General features: G+C 64.8%; 14 protein-coding genes. All 14 read right to left on the reverse strand.

What is annotated here, in order from left to right; genetic code table 11:
* Positions 1–174 precede the first annotated feature (174 nt).
* Positions 175–2,544, reverse strand: coding sequence for an aminomethyltransferase family protein (locus YU3_RS0101190; RefSeq protein WP_027164509.1), 2,370 nt, complete (start codon positions 2,542–2,544; stop codon positions 175–177).
* A gap of 134 nt (positions 2,545–2,678) precedes the next feature.
* Positions 2,679–3,302, reverse strand: a complete 624-nt coding sequence (locus YU3_RS0101195) for a sarcosine oxidase subunit gamma (RefSeq protein WP_027164510.1) — start codon at positions 3,300–3,302, stop codon at positions 2,679–2,681.
* Positions 3,295–6,276, reverse strand: coding sequence for a sarcosine oxidase subunit alpha (locus tag YU3_RS0101200; RefSeq protein WP_027164511.1), 2,982 nt, complete (start codon positions 6,274–6,276; stop codon positions 3,295–3,297). The genes YU3_RS0101195 and YU3_RS0101200 overlap by 8 nt, the downstream gene beginning before the upstream one ends.
* Positions 6,276–6,551 carry a sarcosine oxidase subunit delta gene (locus tag YU3_RS0101205; protein ID WP_027164512.1) on the reverse strand — a complete coding sequence of 92 codons (276 nt, stop codon included), beginning with the start codon at positions 6,549–6,551 and terminating at the stop codon, positions 6,276–6,278. The genes YU3_RS0101200 and YU3_RS0101205 overlap by 1 nt, the downstream gene beginning before the upstream one ends.
* Positions 6,552–6,567: 16 nt before the next feature.
* Positions 6,568–7,821 (reverse strand): sarcosine oxidase subunit beta family protein, encoded by a 1,254-nt coding sequence (locus tag YU3_RS0101210; protein ID WP_027164513.1) that lies wholly within the window; start codon positions 7,819–7,821, stop codon positions 6,568–6,570.
* Between the two features lie 35 nt (positions 7,822–7,856).
* Positions 7,857–9,164 (reverse strand): type III glutamate--ammonia ligase, encoded by a 1,308-nt coding sequence (gene glnT, locus YU3_RS0101215; RefSeq protein ID WP_027164514.1) that lies wholly within the window; start codon positions 9,162–9,164, stop codon positions 7,857–7,859.
* A 34-nt stretch (positions 9,165–9,198) separates the two neighbouring features.
* Positions 9,199–10,527, reverse strand: coding sequence for an FMN-binding glutamate synthase family protein (locus tag YU3_RS0101220; RefSeq protein WP_027164515.1), 1,329 nt, complete (start codon positions 10,525–10,527; stop codon positions 9,199–9,201).
* A gap of 6 nt (positions 10,528–10,533) precedes the next feature.
* Positions 10,534–11,265, reverse strand: coding sequence for a GXGXG domain-containing protein (locus YU3_RS0101225; RefSeq protein WP_027164516.1), 732 nt, complete (start codon positions 11,263–11,265; stop codon positions 10,534–10,536).
* Positions 11,266–11,269: 4 nt separating this feature from the next.
* Positions 11,270–12,166 carry a glutamine amidotransferase family protein gene (locus tag YU3_RS0101230; protein WP_027164517.1) on the reverse strand — a complete coding sequence of 299 codons (897 nt, stop codon included), beginning with the start codon at positions 12,164–12,166 and terminating at the stop codon, positions 11,270–11,272.
* 86 nt (positions 12,167–12,252) lie between these two features.
* Positions 12,253–12,582: a hypothetical protein gene (locus YU3_RS0101235; protein WP_027164518.1), complete on the reverse strand. Its 330-nt coding sequence runs from the start codon at positions 12,580–12,582 to the stop codon at positions 12,253–12,255.
* Complete coding sequence (locus YU3_RS0101240; protein WP_027164519.1) at positions 12,579–13,268, reverse strand: hypothetical protein; 690 nt, start codon at positions 13,266–13,268, stop codon at positions 12,579–12,581. The genes YU3_RS0101235 and YU3_RS0101240 overlap by 4 nt, the downstream gene beginning before the upstream one ends.
* A gap of 46 nt (positions 13,269–13,314) precedes the next feature.
* Positions 13,315–14,721 carry an APC family permease gene (locus tag YU3_RS0101245; protein WP_027164520.1) on the reverse strand — a complete coding sequence of 469 codons (1,407 nt, stop codon included), beginning with the start codon at positions 14,719–14,721 and terminating at the stop codon, positions 13,315–13,317.
* A gap of 12 nt (positions 14,722–14,733) precedes the next feature.
* On the reverse strand, positions 14,734–14,895 hold the full coding sequence (locus YU3_RS40340; RefSeq protein ID WP_027164521.1) for a hypothetical protein: 162 nt from the start codon (positions 14,893–14,895) through the stop codon (positions 14,734–14,736).
* Between the two features lie 25 nt (positions 14,896–14,920).
* On the reverse strand, positions 14,921–15,298 hold the full coding sequence (locus tag YU3_RS0101255) for a hypothetical protein (RefSeq protein WP_027164522.1): 378 nt from the start codon (positions 15,296–15,298) through the stop codon (positions 14,921–14,923).
* Positions 15,299–15,309 lie beyond the last annotated feature (11 nt).

Raw genomic sequence — 15,309 nt, forward strand, 5'->3', positions numbered from 1 at the left:
CATCGTCCGCTGTCGTGTTTCCACTCAGTCGTATTTTTTTCTTAAGAGTGAAGATTGATCCGACGCGCTTTCGCGTCAAGCGTTTTGTGGATGTCGTGCACATCAGGTTTGCGAAACATCGATCCACCCGCCGCCGGCGGGCGGCGGCGGGGGCAGATCTGCGCTGGGAGGCGATCAGGAACGCGGCCTGGTCTTCTGCGGATCGTAGTGGGCAAAGGCCACGACGCGCGCCGGCAGCCGCTTGGCATGGCCGTCGAGCTTGCCGATCTCGACCTCCGTTCCGATCTCGGCATGGGTGACGTCGAGCCTCGCCAGCGCGATCGTCTTGCCGAGCAACGGCGAGCGCATGCCGGAGGTGACGACGCCTATCTGGGCGCGGCCGACATGGACGCAGTCGCCATGGCCGACGGTGACATTGGCATCGATGTCGAGCCCGACAAGCTTGTGCTGCGGATGCTCCTTGCGCCGGATCAGCGCCGCGCGGCCGATGAAGTCGTCGGCCTTGGTCTTGAGCGGCACGGTAAAGCCGATGCCGGCCTCGAACGGATCGGTCTGGTCGGAGAACTCGTAACCGGCGAAGATCAGCCCGGCCTCGATGCGCACCATGTCGAGCCCCTGCAGGCCCATCGGCTTCAGCCCATGCGGCTGGCCGGCTTCCCAGATCGCGTCGAACACTTTTTCGGCGTCGCGCGGATGGCACCAGACCTCATAGCCGAGTTCTCCGGTATAGCCGGTGCGCGAGACGACGACCGGAACGCCGTTGCCGCCGCCGATGCGGGCGACCGCGAAACGGAACCATTCGAGCTCGCCGATCGAGGGCTGCACCGGCGAGGTCCAGACGACCTCCTTGAGGATGTCGCGGCTCTTCGGCCCTTGTACGGCGATGTTGTGCATCTGGTCGGTGGAGGAGCGCACCAGCACGTTGAGGCCGAGCTTGTTGGCGGTCTCACGCAGCCATTCGCCGGAAAGATCGTCGCCGCCGACCCAGCGGAAATTGTCCTTGCCGAGCCGCAGCAGCGTGCCGTCGTCGATCATGCCGCCATGCTCGTAGCACATCGCCGAATAGACGACCTGGCCGACGCCGAGCTTCTTGACGTCGCGGGTCAGCGTGTATTGCAGCAGCGCTTCGGCATCCGGTCCGGTGACTTCGAACTTGCGCAGCGGCGAAAGGTCCATGATCACCGCCGCCTGCCGGCAGGCCCAGTATTCGGCGATCGGCCCTTCCTTGGCGAAGGAATTGGCGAGCCAGTAGCCCCGGTATTCGACGAAGTCGCGCGTGTGCTTGGCAAAGCTCGAATGAAAGGCTGTCTCGCGGGTCATTTTCGGTTCCGAGTCGGGCTTCGTGCGTCTGGCGATCGCTCGCGAGAATTTATGCTGGCCGGAATAGCTGCGCACATGGATGTCGGTCAGGTCCCAGCCATTGGCGGGCGTGGTGTCGTCCGGGCAGGCCGAGGACACGCAGACGATGTCGGTCAGGGCCCTCAAGAGCACATAGTCGCCCGGACGCGACCAGGGCTCGTCCGACACCATCACGCCATGCGCGTCGATTGCCGTGTTGAAGAAGAAGTTGATCGCCATCCAGCCGGCGCGGGGCGTGACACCCTTGTCGGCGAGCGCCTTGTTGAAATTCTCCGAGCAGTTGACGTGGCCGGGATAGCCGATGTCGTCATAGTATTTGGCGGCGCAGGCGAGCGCGAAGGCATCGTGCCGCCCGCAAGTGTCCTGCACCACCTCGACCAGCGGCTCCATGTCCTGGTCGTAGTATTTCGAGTGCAGGCCGGGCATCGGATAGCTCGATCCCATCAGCGTGCGGGTCGTCGTCACATCGAGCGGCAGGTCGCGTCCCTTGTCCAGCTTGCGCGCCGAAAAGCACTGGAAGTCCGTGCATTGCCGGCCATCGACGTCGATGATCTGCAGATAGTCGCCGGCCTTGACGAAATAGGATTCCGCCGTCGCCGAATGCACCCGGAAGTCAAGCACCGGATCGGCGAGCGGATCGGCAAGCTGCGATCTCGTCTTCAGCCGGATCGTGGCGCGGCGCACCATCACGGTGAGCGGTGTCGCGGTGTTGTGGCCGTCGACCAGCATCGGTCCACCGGGGGCCGCGATCAGCAGCGCGCCGTCGCGCTGGACCGCAAAACTCTGCTCGGTGCCGGCGGGCGTGGCGCCGCCGAACACGCGCACGGCCATCGGCTGGTCGAGCTGCACCTGGCGGCGTTGCAGGGCAAGGCGCACTGCCGAGAGGCTGTCGTCGCCTTCGGCCAGCAGCGCCTTGATGCCAGCCGCGTTGCTGTTGGACCGCTCGCCGAAAATGCCGGGATCGGTGACGCCGGATTTGTCCCAGGCCAGCAGCTCGCATGGCTGACCGCCCTCGACATTGGTCACGCTGACGCTGTCGCCGGCCTCGACGTCGATCAGCACCGCACCATTGCCATGCACGGTGTAGCGTTCCACGCCCGGCGGCAGGCTGATCTGGCCGGGTCTCAGGATCAGGCTCGGACGCGGCGGTCCGGACAGGACGCCAGGGTAGGGCGACTGGCTCATCTCAAACCCTCCTCCGAGCGAGAAACAAGTTTGCCTGTGTGTAAAATTATTTTAGCAGCAAGAATAGCAGCGCGATGGCGTTTGGCAAGCACTGGCTCCCCCTTGCCCCTGTGGGAGAAGGGAAGGGCGTACCGCTACGCCAGTTCCTCGGAATGGCTGATTGTCACGCCATACTCCGCGGCCGAGTCGAGAATCGTATGCCACAGGCTCTCGGCGAAGGTCCCGAACACCAGCAGATTGAACACGGCCTGTCCGTCGCGATCATTATTCCGCCACAGCGTGACGCTGGTGTGATCCATCGACGTTGCCGCCGCCGCGCCTACACCGAACACATCGGGATGAAGATCGATCGAGGAGACCTTGGCGAGCATCGCGCGCGCCTTCTCTCCGGAGACGCTGATCAGCACCCGCGCATGCGACTGATCGGAAAGCGAAGCCGATCCGGTAAAGACAGGCGCCAGCGCGTCAATCCCGTGCTTGCCACCTTTCGACAGGACAAGAAACTGATCCGGTCCGGACCAGATCAGCGTGGCGTCGGACGTGCCGACCGCCTTGCGCGTTTCCGGCGCGGCGATACCGAAGCGCGCCTTCGCGGCCTTCGCCATCTCACCGGCCTTGCCGCGCCGCGCCATCACCTGGACGAGGTCGAAATTGCGGATCTCGGTCAGCGACACGCCGGCATCGCCTTGCGCGCCGTAAGCGCCGGCGACCAGCGCGCGGTCCAGCGGGCTGCGGACGTCCCAGGAAAAATCAGCCACGCTGGCGCCCTCCATCCGGATCGTAGAAGACGGAATTGCAGAGCTCGACATCGTAGTCCTCGCCGCGCAGCGGGTCATGCGCCTGCACGATCTCGCCGATGCGCTCGCGGCCGCGTTCGACGAGGCCGAGCCCGATCCACTGGTCGAGCACCGGCGAGAAGCAGACCGAGGTGACATAGCCCTGGTCGTTGTCGGGGCCGGGTGTCTCGCCCTTCGGAACGATATGCGCGCCGGAGCGCAGGCGCCGCGCCTTGTCCGTCGGCTTGATGCCGACGACCACCTGCCGGTTCGGCGCCACCAGCGCCTCGCGGCCGGCCATCACGCGGCCGATGAAATCTTTCTTGGTCGACATCATCTTGCCGAGGCCGAGATCGGCCGCCGTGGTCGTGCCGTTGAGCTCCGGCCCGGCGACATGGCCTTTTTCGATGCGCATCACGCCGAGCGCCTCGGTGCCGTAAGGCGTCACGCCGAACGGTTTGCCGGCAATCATCAGATTGCGCGCCATGGCCTCGCCGTAACGCGCGGGCACCGAAATCTCGAACGCCATCTCGCCGGAAAACGAGATGCGGAACAGCCTGGCCTTCAGGCCGCCGCGCAGCTTGACCGCGCGCGCGCCCATGAACGGAAAACCTTCGTTCGACAGGTCTTCCGCCGGATCGACGATTTCCTTCAAGAGATCGCGGGCCTTCGGCCCGGCGATGGAGAATTGCGCCCACTGGTCGGAGACCGAGGTTAGCTGCACATCGAGTTCAGGGAACAGCACCTGCCGGCAGAATTCGAGATGCTGCATCACCAGTCCGGCTTTCGCCGTGGTGGTGGTGAGGAAGTAGTGGTCCTCGGCCAGACGCGAGGTCGTGCCGTCGTCATAGACGATGCCGTCCTCGCGCAGCATTAGCCCGTAGCGCGCCTTGCCGACGGCGAGACTGGAGAAGGCATTGATGTAGACGCGGTCGAGGAAGGCGCCGGCGTCGGGGCCGTGCACGTCGATCTTGCCGAGCGTCGAGACATCGCAGAAGCCGACACCGCCGCGCACCGCCTTGACCTCGCGGGTGACCGATTCCAGCCAGTCCTTCTCGCCCGCGCGGGGGTACCACTGCGCGCGTTTCCATAAGCCGGTGTCGACGAAGATCGCGCCCTGTTCGGCCGCCCAGTGATGCGATGGCGTCAATCGCGTCGCGTGGAAATTCTCGTCGCGGTGGTGGCCGGCGAAGGCGCCGATGGCGACAGGCACATAGGGTGGCCGGTAGATGGTCGTGCCGGTCTCGGGAATGGACTTGCCGCTCACCGCAGCCATGATGGCGAGGCCGGCGACATTGGATGTCTTGCCCTGGTCGGTCGCCATGCCAAGCGTCGTATAGCGCTTCAGGTGCTCGACCGATTGAAAACCCTCGCGCTGCGCCAACTCGACATCGGATGCGGTGACGTCATGCTGCTGGTCGACGAAGGCCTTGCCCTTGCCCGCGACATGCCAGACCGGCATCAGCGAAAAGGCCTCGTCGTTGGCGACCGGCATCGAGCCTGTGCTGCCGCTGCGCCCGGCATCGCGCGCTGCGGCGGCACCTGCCTCGAACCCTTCGCGCAGGCAGGCGCCAAGTCCGAAGGCGCCGTTCGCCGCACCCGCCGCGATCATGCCGGGCGGCGCGCCGTCCGGCACGAAGGCGGCGATGTCGTCGCGCCATTTCGGCCGGCCGCGGTGGTAGGAGGTGAGGCCGACCGCCGGATTCCAGCCGCCGGAGACCGCAAGCCCGTCGGCCTCGACCTCGGCGCGCGCGCCGCCGGTCAGCGAGACGGAAATCTTGCGCACGCCGTTCTTGCCGCCGTCGACGCCGTTGACGGAGCCATGCAGCACGGGGAAGCCGCCTTTGCTGGCAAGCGAGCGATGGGCTGGCGAAACGTCCGGCCGCGCATCGATCACCGCCGCCACCTGAAGTCCGGCGGCGATCGCCGTTTCGGCTGTCCGCCAGCCGTCCTCATTGTTGGTGAAGAGCGCGATCCGCCTGGACGGCGTGGCGGCGTAGCGGTTGATGTAGCTGCGCATGGCCGACGCCATCATCACGCCCGGCGTGTCGTTGCCGGCAAAGACTATGGGGCGTTCGATCGAACCGGCCGCGACGACACAGCGCTTGGCGACGATGCGCCATAGCCGCTGGCGCACCTGATGCTCCGGCGGCACCGGCAGATGGTCGTTGACGCGCTCGATCGCGCCATAGGTGCCGCCGTCATAGACACCGAATAGCGTCGTGCGGGTCATGATGCGCACATCTGGCATCGCCGTCAGTTCGGCAACCGCGCGTGCAACCCATTCGGCGGCCGGCAATCCGTCGATCGTGCCGCCATCGGCAAGCAGGCGTCCGCCGAGGACGAAATCCTCTTCGCACAGGATGACACGGGCACCGCCGCGGCCGGCCGCAAGGGCAGCGGCCAGGCCAGCCGGACCCGAGCCCGCGATCACCACGTCGCAATGCGCCCAGGCCTTGTCATAGTGATCGGGATCGGGAAGGCCCGCGGCGCGGCCGAGGCCCGCGGCGCGCCGGATCGCCGGTTCGTAGATCGCTTCCCAGAACTTCGCCGGCCACATGAAGGTCTTGTAGTAGAAGCCGGCGACGAAGATCGGCGCGAACAGCTGGTTGACCGCCATCACGTCGAAATTGAGCGACGGCCAGCGATTCTGGCTGGCGGCATCCAGGCCCTCATAGAGCTCGGCCGTCGTCGCCTTGGTGTTCGGCTCGCGCCTGGCGCCGCTGCGCAGCTCGACCAGGGCGTTGGGTTCCTCCGAACCGGCAGTGAGTATTCCACGCGGACGATGGTATTTGAACGAGCGGCCGACCAGCCTGACACCATTGGCGACCAGCGCGGAAGCCAGCGTGTCGCCCTTGAAGCCGAAGAAGGTCTTGCCGTCGAAGCGGAAGCTGATCTCTTCCGAGCGGTCGACGAGACCGCCGGCAGCCAGTCGGTTTGCCTGATTGCCGCGCATCACGCACCAACCTTGGCGGCGCCGGCGCCCGCCGCCGGCTCGACAGCCGAAATCTCATGCGTCAGCGTGTTGCGCGTGACCTTCAGCCAGGCCCGGCAGCCGCCGCCATGGTACCAGTGCTCGCTCATCACGCCGGCGATATTGTCGCGCAGGTAGACGTAATCGTAGACGGCGTCCTCGCCGGCATCGGCCGCGGGGCGTTGCGGCTTGGCATCGCCGAGATAGGTGAACTCGCCGAGTTCGCGTTCGCCGCAAAAGGGACAGACTATGCGCATCGTGTTGCGGCCGCTTTCAATGCAGGTTCGGTTGGGCGCCCTGGCCCTTCTCGTCGATCATGGCGCCGCGCTGGAAGCGGTCCAGGCGGAACAGCGCCGCCTCCTTGTGCGACTCGTCGCGGGCCAGCAGATGGGCGAAGACCAAGCCCGAGCCCGGCGTCGCCTTGAAGCCGCCATAGCACCAGCCGGCGTTGATATAGAGGCCGTCGACCGGGCTCTTGTCGATGATCGGCGTGCCGTCCATCGACATGTCCATGATGCCGCCCCACTGGCGCAGGAGCCGGACGCGGCCGATCATCGGGATCAGCGCCATGCCGCCTTCGCAGACATCCTCCACGACCGGCAGATTGCCGCGCTGCGCATAGGAATTGTAGCCGTCGATGTCGCCGCCGAAGACCAGCCCGCCCTTGTCGGACTGGCTGACATAGAAGTGTCCGGCGCCGAAGGTCATGACGTTGGGCAGCAGCGGCTTGATCGCCTCCGACACGAAGGCCTGCAGCACATGGCTCTCGATCGGCAGACGCAAGCCGGCCATCGCTGCGACGCGTGACGAGGAGCCCGCCACCGCCATGCCGACCTTGCCGGCGCCGATCTTGCCGCGCGAGGTCTCGACGCCGGTCACCTTGCCGTTGGCGTCGCGCGTGAAGCCGGTGACCTCGCAGTTCTGGATGATGTCGACGCCGAGCTCGCTGGCCGCATGCGCATAGCCCCAGACCACGGCGTCGTGCCGCGCCGTGCCGCCGCGCCGCTGCAGCAGCCCGCCTTGCACAGGGAAACGGGCATGGTCGAAGTTCAGGAACGGCATCATCTTCTTGAGCGCTGCCTGGTCGAGCAGTTCGGCATCGATGCCGTTGATGCGCATGGTGTTGCCGCGCCGCGCATAGGCATCGCGCTGCGCGTCGGAGTGATAGAGATTGATGACGCCGCGCTGGCTGACCATCGCGTTGTAATTCAAGTCCTGCTCCATCCGCTCCCAAAGCTTCATCGACAATTCGTAGAAGCCGGTGTTGCCGGGCAGGCCGTAATTGGAGCGGATGATGGTTGTGTTGCGGCCGGCATTGCCTGAGCCGATCCAGCCCTTTTCCAGCACCGCGACGTTGCGGATGCCGAATTCGCTGGCCAGGAACCAGGCCGTCGCCAGCCCGTGGCCGCCGCCGCCGATGATCACCACATCATAGCGGTCCTTGGGCGCGGCGTCGCGCCAGGTCGGCTTCCAATTCTTGTGGCCGGAGAGAGCGGCGCGGGCGAGCGAGAAGATCGAATATTTCATCAGTTCATTCCGAGGTCGCTCGCACCGCCGAGGATCTAGATATCCAGCGTGTGGTCGCGCTCCCATTGCGTGAAGTGCGAAGCATAGGAATTCCATTCCTGTTGCTTCAGCTTTAGATATGCCGACGAAAATTCCTCACCCAGCGCCGCCTTGAGCGATTTGTCCTTGTCGAACTCGCGCAGCGCGTCGAGCAGGTTGAGCGGCAGTTTCGGCGCATCCGTCACGGTATGGCCGAACTGGTACATGTCGATGTCGTAGCGCTTGCCGGGATCGGCCTTCGAGCGGATGCCGTCGAGGCCGGCGGCGATGATGACGGCCTGCAGCAGATATGGGTTGGCCGCGCCGTCGGGAAGGCGCAGTTCGAAGCGGCCGGGGCCCGGCACGCGCACCATGTGGGTGCGGTTGTTGCCGGTCCAGGTCACCGTGTTCGGCGCCCAGGTGGCGCCCGAAATGGTGCGCGGGGCGTTGATGCGCTTGTAGGAATTCACCGTCGGATTGGTGATCGCGGCAAGCGCTGAGGCATGTTTCATGATGCCGCCGAGGAAGTTCTTGCCCTTGGCCGAGAGGCCGAGCTCCATCGCATTGTCGGCAAAGACATTGGTCTTGCCGGTCTCGTCCCACACCGAGATGTGGGCATGGCAGCCATTGCCGGTCAGGCCCTGGAACGGCTTCGGCATGAAAGTCGCGCGGAGACCATGCTTCTCCGCGATCGACTTGACCATGAACTTGAAGAACGAGTGCTTGTCGGCGGTCGCCAGCGCGTGGTCGAAGGACCAGTTCATCTCGAACTGGCCGTTGGCGTCCTCATGGTCGTTCTGATACGGGCCCCAGCCCAGCGCCAGCATATGGTCGCAGATCTCGGCGATGACATCGTAGCGGCGCATCACCGCCTGCTGGTCGTAGCAGGGCTTCGAGGCGGTGTCGTATTGGTCGGAGATCGCGCTGCCGTCCGGCGAGATCAGGAAGAACTCCGCCTCGACGCCGGTCTTCACATGCATGCCGTCGCGGGCGGCCTCGCTGATCAGCCGCTTCAGCGTGTTGCGCGGCGCCTGGTCGACTTCCTTGTCGTCCATGATGCAGTTGGCGGCGACCCAGGCGACGTCCTTCTTCCACGGCAACTGGATCACCGAAGCCGGATCCGGTACCGCCAGCATGTCCGGATGCGCCGGCGTCAGGTCGAGCCATGTCGCGAAACCGGCAAAGCCCGCGCCGTCCTTCTGCATGTCGGCGATCGCCTGCGCCGGTACCAGCTTGGCGCGTTGGCCGCTGAACAGGTCGGTGTAGGAGATCATGAAATATTTGACGCCGTTCTCCTTGGCGAATGCGGCGAGATCGTTCCCCATTATAATTCCTCGCAGTGGTGTTTTTGCTGATGTCTTAGAAGCCGTTCTTCCCGGGTATCCAGTTGGTGCCGGCTAAAGGCACGCCGGCCATGGCGGCGGCCTCGATCGAGAGCGCGACGAGATCCTCAGGCTCGAGATTGTGCAGGCTGTTCTTGCCGCACGCGCGGGCAATCGTCTGCGCTTCGAGAGTCATCACCTTGAGGTAGTTGGCGAGCCGCCGTCCGGCCGCGACCGGGTCGACCCGCTTCATCAACTCAGGGTCCTGCGTGGTGATGCCGGCGGGATCGCGTCCCTCGTGCCAGTCGTCATAGGCGCCGGCGGTGGTGCCGAGCGCGTTGTAGTCCGCCTCCCAGCGCGGGTCGTTGTCGCCGAGCGCGACCAGTGCCGCCGTGCCGATCGATACCGCGTCGACGCCGAGCGCCAGCGCCTTGGCGACGTCGGCGCCGTTGCGAATGCCGCCGGAGACGATCAACTGCACCTTGCGGTGCATGCCGAGGTCCTGCAGCGCCTGCACCGCCGGCCTGATGCAGGCAAGCGTCGGCTGGCCGACATTCTCGATGAACACTTCCTGGGTCGCCGCCGTGCCGCCCTGCATGCCGTCGACCACGACGACGTCGGCGCCGGCCTTCACCGCGAGCGCCGTGTCGTAATAGGGCCGCGCCCCCCCGACCTTGACGTAGATCGGCTTTTCCCAGTCGGTGATCTCGCGCAGCTCGAGGATCTTGATCTCGAGATCGTCCGGCCCGGTCCAGTCGGGATGGCGCGAGGCCGAGCGCTGGTCGATGCCTTTGGGCAGCGTGCGCATCTCGGCGACGCGGTCGGAGATCTTCTGGCCAAGCAGCATGCCGCCGCCACCGGGCTTGGCGCCCTGGCCGACGACGACTTCGATGGCGTCGGCGCGGCGCAGGTCGCGCGGGTTCATGCCGTAGCGCGATGGCAGGTACTGATAGACCAGCGTCTTGGAATGGCCGCGCTCTTCCTCGGTCATGCCGCCGTCGCCGGTCGTGGTCGAGGTGCCGGAAAGCGTGGCGCCGCGCCCGAGCGCTTCCTTGGCCGGGCCGGAGAGCGAGCCAAAGCTCATGCCGGCAATCGTGATCGGGATCTTCAGCTCGATCGGCTTCTTGGCATGGCGCGAGCCCAGCACCACCGAGGTATCGCAGCGCTCGCGATAGCCTTCGAGCGGATAGCGCGAGATCGAGGCGCCGAGGAACAAAAGATCGTCGAAATGCGGCAGCTTGCGCTTGGCGCCGGCGCCACGGATATCATAGATGCCGGTCGCCGCCGCACGGCGGATTTCGGAAAGCGTGTAGTCGTCGAAGGTTGCGGATTTGCGCGGCGTCGTCGGCGGGTTGCGGTAGGTCATCTTGCCTCAATACGCGTCGGCGTTGTCGATATTGAAATTGTAGAGTTTTCGAGCCGAACCGTAGCGCTTGAACTCCGATGCCTTGACGCCGGTGACGCCGGCCTTGTCGAGCAGGCCCTGCAGCAACTCGATGTGCTCGGGCCGCATCTCCTTGGCGATGCAGTCGGCGCCGAGGCTCTCCACCTTGCCGCGCACGAAGAGCCGCGCCTCATAGATGGAATCGCCCAGCGCGTCGCCGGCGTCGCCCAGCACCACAAGATTGCCGGACTGCGCCATGAAGGCCGACATGTGGCCGATATTGCCGTGCACGACGATGTCGATGCCTTTCATCGAGATGCCGCAGCGCGACGAGGCGTTGCCCTCGATGACCAACAGCCCGCCACGGCCGGTGGCGCCGGCATACTGGCTGGCGTCGCCCTTGATGACGATCGAGCCCGACATCATGTTCTCGCCGACGCCGGGGCCGGCCGAGCCGTGCACGGTGATCGCGGCGCCGTCATTCATGCCGGCGCAGTAATAGCCGACGCTGCCGCGCACATCGATGGTGACCGGCTGGTCGACGCCGACGGCGACGGAATGGCTGCCCCTTGGGTGAAGCACTTCCCAGGCCGTCTCGTTCGAGCCGGGCGTGAGCTTGTGCAGCGCCTGGTTCAATTCGCGCAGCGAGTGCTCGGAAAGGTCGAAGACCCTCGCGTGGCCTTGCTCGCGCTCGGCCTTCGACATTGTGGTTGCCGGCATCAGCTCAATGCTCCCAGAAATAGACGGTTGCGGGCTCCGGTTCCCAGACCCGCGCATTGTCGATGCCGGGCAGCTTGGTGAGCGCACGATATTCCGAGCCGAAGGCGACATACTGGTCGGTCTCGGCCATCACGGCGGGCTTGCAGGCAATCGGATCGCGCACCACGCCGAAGCCGTTCTTGGTGCCGACGACGAAGGTGAAGAAGCCGTCGAGATCGGAGAGCGTGCCTTCCAGCGCCTCGCCGAGATTCTTGCCGTGCGCCATCCGGTTGGAAAGATAGGCGGCCGCCACCTCGGTGTCGTTCTCGGTCTCGAAGGTCATGCCGTCGCGGATCAGTTCGCGGCGCACATTGTTGTGGTTGGACAGCGAGCCATTATGCACGAGGCACTGGTCGGCGCCGGTCGAGAAGGGATGCGCGCCCATCGTGGTCACCGCCGATTCCGTCGCCATGCGGGTGTGGCCGATGCCGTGCGTGCCGGTCATCGCGCGCACCTCGAAGCGATCGACGACGGCTTCCGGCAGGCCGACTTCCTTGTAGATTTCCACAGCCTCGCCCGCGCCCATGATGCGGACGTCCGGCCGCAATGTCTGCAGCGCCTCGCGCGCGGCATCGACCTTGTCAGGCGCGGTCCGGATCACGGCATGGGTGGACTTCGCGGCAAGACTGACCGGCGCGCCGATCGCCTTGGCGAGCTCGACGTCGAGGCCGCGGAAATCGCGCTCCGGCCTGGCCGACTGAATGGTGATCTTGGTTTCATTCTTGGAAGAGGCGCCGTAGATGGCGATGCCGGCGCTGTCCGGACCGCGGTCGCTGAGCGACACCAGCATCTCCGACAGCATCGCGCCGAGCTTCGGCTCCAGCGCCTTGTCCTTCAAGAAAAGTCCGACGATTCCACACATACCCGCCTCCGACGTTTTTTGGCTCTCAGATGATGTACCCAATGAGTTCGCCAAATTCAATTGGTATGAAAGAAATTTTCCTGTCGTTATATATTCGACGGCGCATCGCCTTGGCCACTATCGCCGTCGGGGCGCTCCTTGTGAACCCAGACCGCATGACGGACGCGCGCGATCTTGTAGGCGTCGAGGATCGAGAAGGCATAGATAAGGAAAGCGCCGGCGTGGCGGCCGATGAAGCTGGCGTCGGCCGGCGCCAGCTTGGTCGTTATCCAACCAAGGATCACCATGAAGAACAGGAATTGCAGGCCGCGTACCGGCAAGCCGAGCATGACATGGCCGCTTGCCGGCAAAACGATCGCCGCGCCGAGCACGAGATACGGATTTGCGGGCGCAGGCATGTCGGTCCTGTCGGTCATGCGGCCTGCCGTTCGCGCTGGTTGATCGCATCGCGGAGCCCGCACGCCACCGAGAGCAGCCTTTCGATCAAGGCGGCATCGATGACGGCATCGCCGAACGCGGCCTGCCGGAACACGCCGTAGCGTGCGCGCTCGGCCTCGGCCAGCAGCCAGACGATGCGAACGCCCTTCGGCGTGATCAGCAATTCCTTGGCGCGGCCTTCGGCAAAAATGTCGGTATGCGCGGCGATCAGATCCTGCGGAAAGGCGACGCCCTTGCGGTCGGTCTTGAGCACCGCATCAGCGGGAAAGCCGAGCACCTTAGGCAGCGTGTGCGCAAGGTGGTCGAAATTGGAAAATGTCGTCGCCGAATTTGGCCGCATCATCATGTCGAAAACACCCGGCACCGCGACCGGCTCGGTGATCGAAACGGCGAGCCAGCGCGTCGGCAGCTTTCGCGTCGCCAGCGTGTCGACGATGGTGCGCAGCTGAACGCGCTGACCGTTCCAGGAGCCGGCCCAGGTGACGACACCGGCCGTGCCGTCGGAAATGTCGGTGGCATCTGGAATGACGCTGCGAACGCTCGCCGTGTCAGCGGCCAAAGCTGCCTTTGTCCTGTTGCGGCCGGCGCGCGCGAGCCAAGCGACATGGGCGACGACGCTCAATGCGATCGCCCCGGTAAGCAACACTGACGTCAGTTCGGACATTTCGGTACGCCATGGCCCGCCACGAATAGGCGGGCCTTTACTCCACTCAATAACCCTGCGGCTTCGGCCACGGCATGGAGAACTGATCGCCGCGCCGCACGAACTTGTAGCGGTAGAAGTGGAACCATAGCGAAATCAGGAAATAGAAGACGGTCATCGCGATCAACTGCGAGCCGAAGCCGAGGAAGATAGCGAAGAAAGTCACCATGCACAGGCAGAACAGGACGATCGCCGGCAGCGGATGGAAGGGGTGCGTGTAGCCGCGGCGGATCGTGCCCAACGGCCACTTCCTGCGGAACATCATGATGTTGATGCTCATGAAGGTGTATTGCAGCACGCCCGACAGGATCGAGAAGGTGATCGCCTGGTTGAGGTCGGCGATGAAGGCGAAGGCCAGCGCGATCGGCAGCAGGAACAGGATCGAGCGGTAGGGCGTGCGGTACTTCGGATGCACCGCCGAGAACCAGCTCGGCAGATAGCGGTCGCGGCCGAGCGAGAACCAGGCGCGCGCCGCGTCGTTGATGCAGCCATTGGCTGAGGCAAGTGCTGCCAGCAGCGTCGCGATGAACAACAGGTTTTCCAAGAGCGGGCTGCCGGTCAATTTGCCGGCGTCCCACAACGGATAATAGGTGATGCCAAGATATTCCCAGGGCATCAGCGAGGCGCAGACATACCAGGTCATCGCCGCGGCGATCAGAAGCGTGATCATGCCGGCCATGGTGCCGTAGGGCAGGGAGCGTGCCGGCGAGCGCACTTCCTCGGCCGCCTGGGTCGTACCCTCGATGCCGAGATAATACCAGATGCCGAACTGGAAGGCGGCGATCACGCCGATCCAGCCATAGGGCAGCGCATTGCCGGGGGTCACCAGCTCGTTGAGCTTCAGCACCGCGCCTTGCGTCCACGGGCTGACGGAAAAGAACAGGATCACGATCGAGACATAGGCGATCGCGGTGATGACGAAGTTGACGTTGAGCGTCATCAGCACGCCGCGATAGTTGAGCCAGGCGAGCACGACGATGGTGGCGGCGATGAAGGAGTTGTGCGTCAGTCCTTCGACGCCGGCCTTGGCGACGATCGTGTCGCCCAGCAGGATCGCGTCCGAGACTTCGAGCATGGTGTAGGCAAACACCAGGAACAGCGCGACGTTGAAGGCCATCAGCGGCCCGACGATGTGCTTGGCCTGCGCGTACTGGCCGCCGGCGGCGGCGACTGTGGACGTCACCTCCGAGTCGATCATCGCGACCGAGGTGTAGAGCAGCCCTACGATCCAGCAGACGATCAGCGCTGCTAGCGCGCCGCCCTTGTCGGCGGAAAAATTCCAGCCGGTGAACTCGCCGACCAGCACGATGCCGACGCCGAGCGCCCAGACATGGGCGGGGCCGAGCACGCGAAGCAGCGAAACCCTGTCGCCGTGGATCGTCGTCGTTTGTCCCGTATCAACCGCAGCCGTCATATCAGTCCCCACTCAGATCCGGTGCTTTTCGGAAACGGCTTCAAGCTCGCCTTCGCGAGACGAGGTCAGCACGTCCTCGGAATAGGTCGTGTCGACCTTGAACCAGTCGTAGAGCATCCACAGCGCCAGCACGACCGAGATGCCCCAGCAAACGTAAGACAGTCCCATCCACATGGTGTTTTCCCCTGTCGTCGAAGGTCTATTTGTCGTCGAACTTCTCGTTGATGACCTCGCGATATTCGCGATCGGAGGCACGGAACAGGAAGACGAAATAGGCGATCAGCACGACCGCCATGATGATCAGCGTCGGCCAGTCGATGATGTAATGGAAGCGGTTCTGGATGATGTCGTGCGCGGTCTCCGGCGTGTAGCCGAGCTTCTCCCAGATCGAGGCCATGGTCGCGTTCTGGCCGAGCGCGTCCCAGGTCTTGGCGTCGAGCGGGTCGATTGACTTCGCCGCCCCGGCGAAGCCGAGCTTCAGCGGCAGCCAAAGCGCCACGAAAATAGCGACCACCACGACCGCGATGTCGAAGACCTGTCCGGCCTTGCTCTGCTCCGGCGGGATATAGCGGGCCATGGTTTCTCCCT

It is taken from the genome of Mesorhizobium sp. WSM3224 (assembly GCF_000427725.1).
GTDB lineage: Bacteria > Pseudomonadota > Alphaproteobacteria > Rhizobiales > Rhizobiaceae > Mesorhizobium.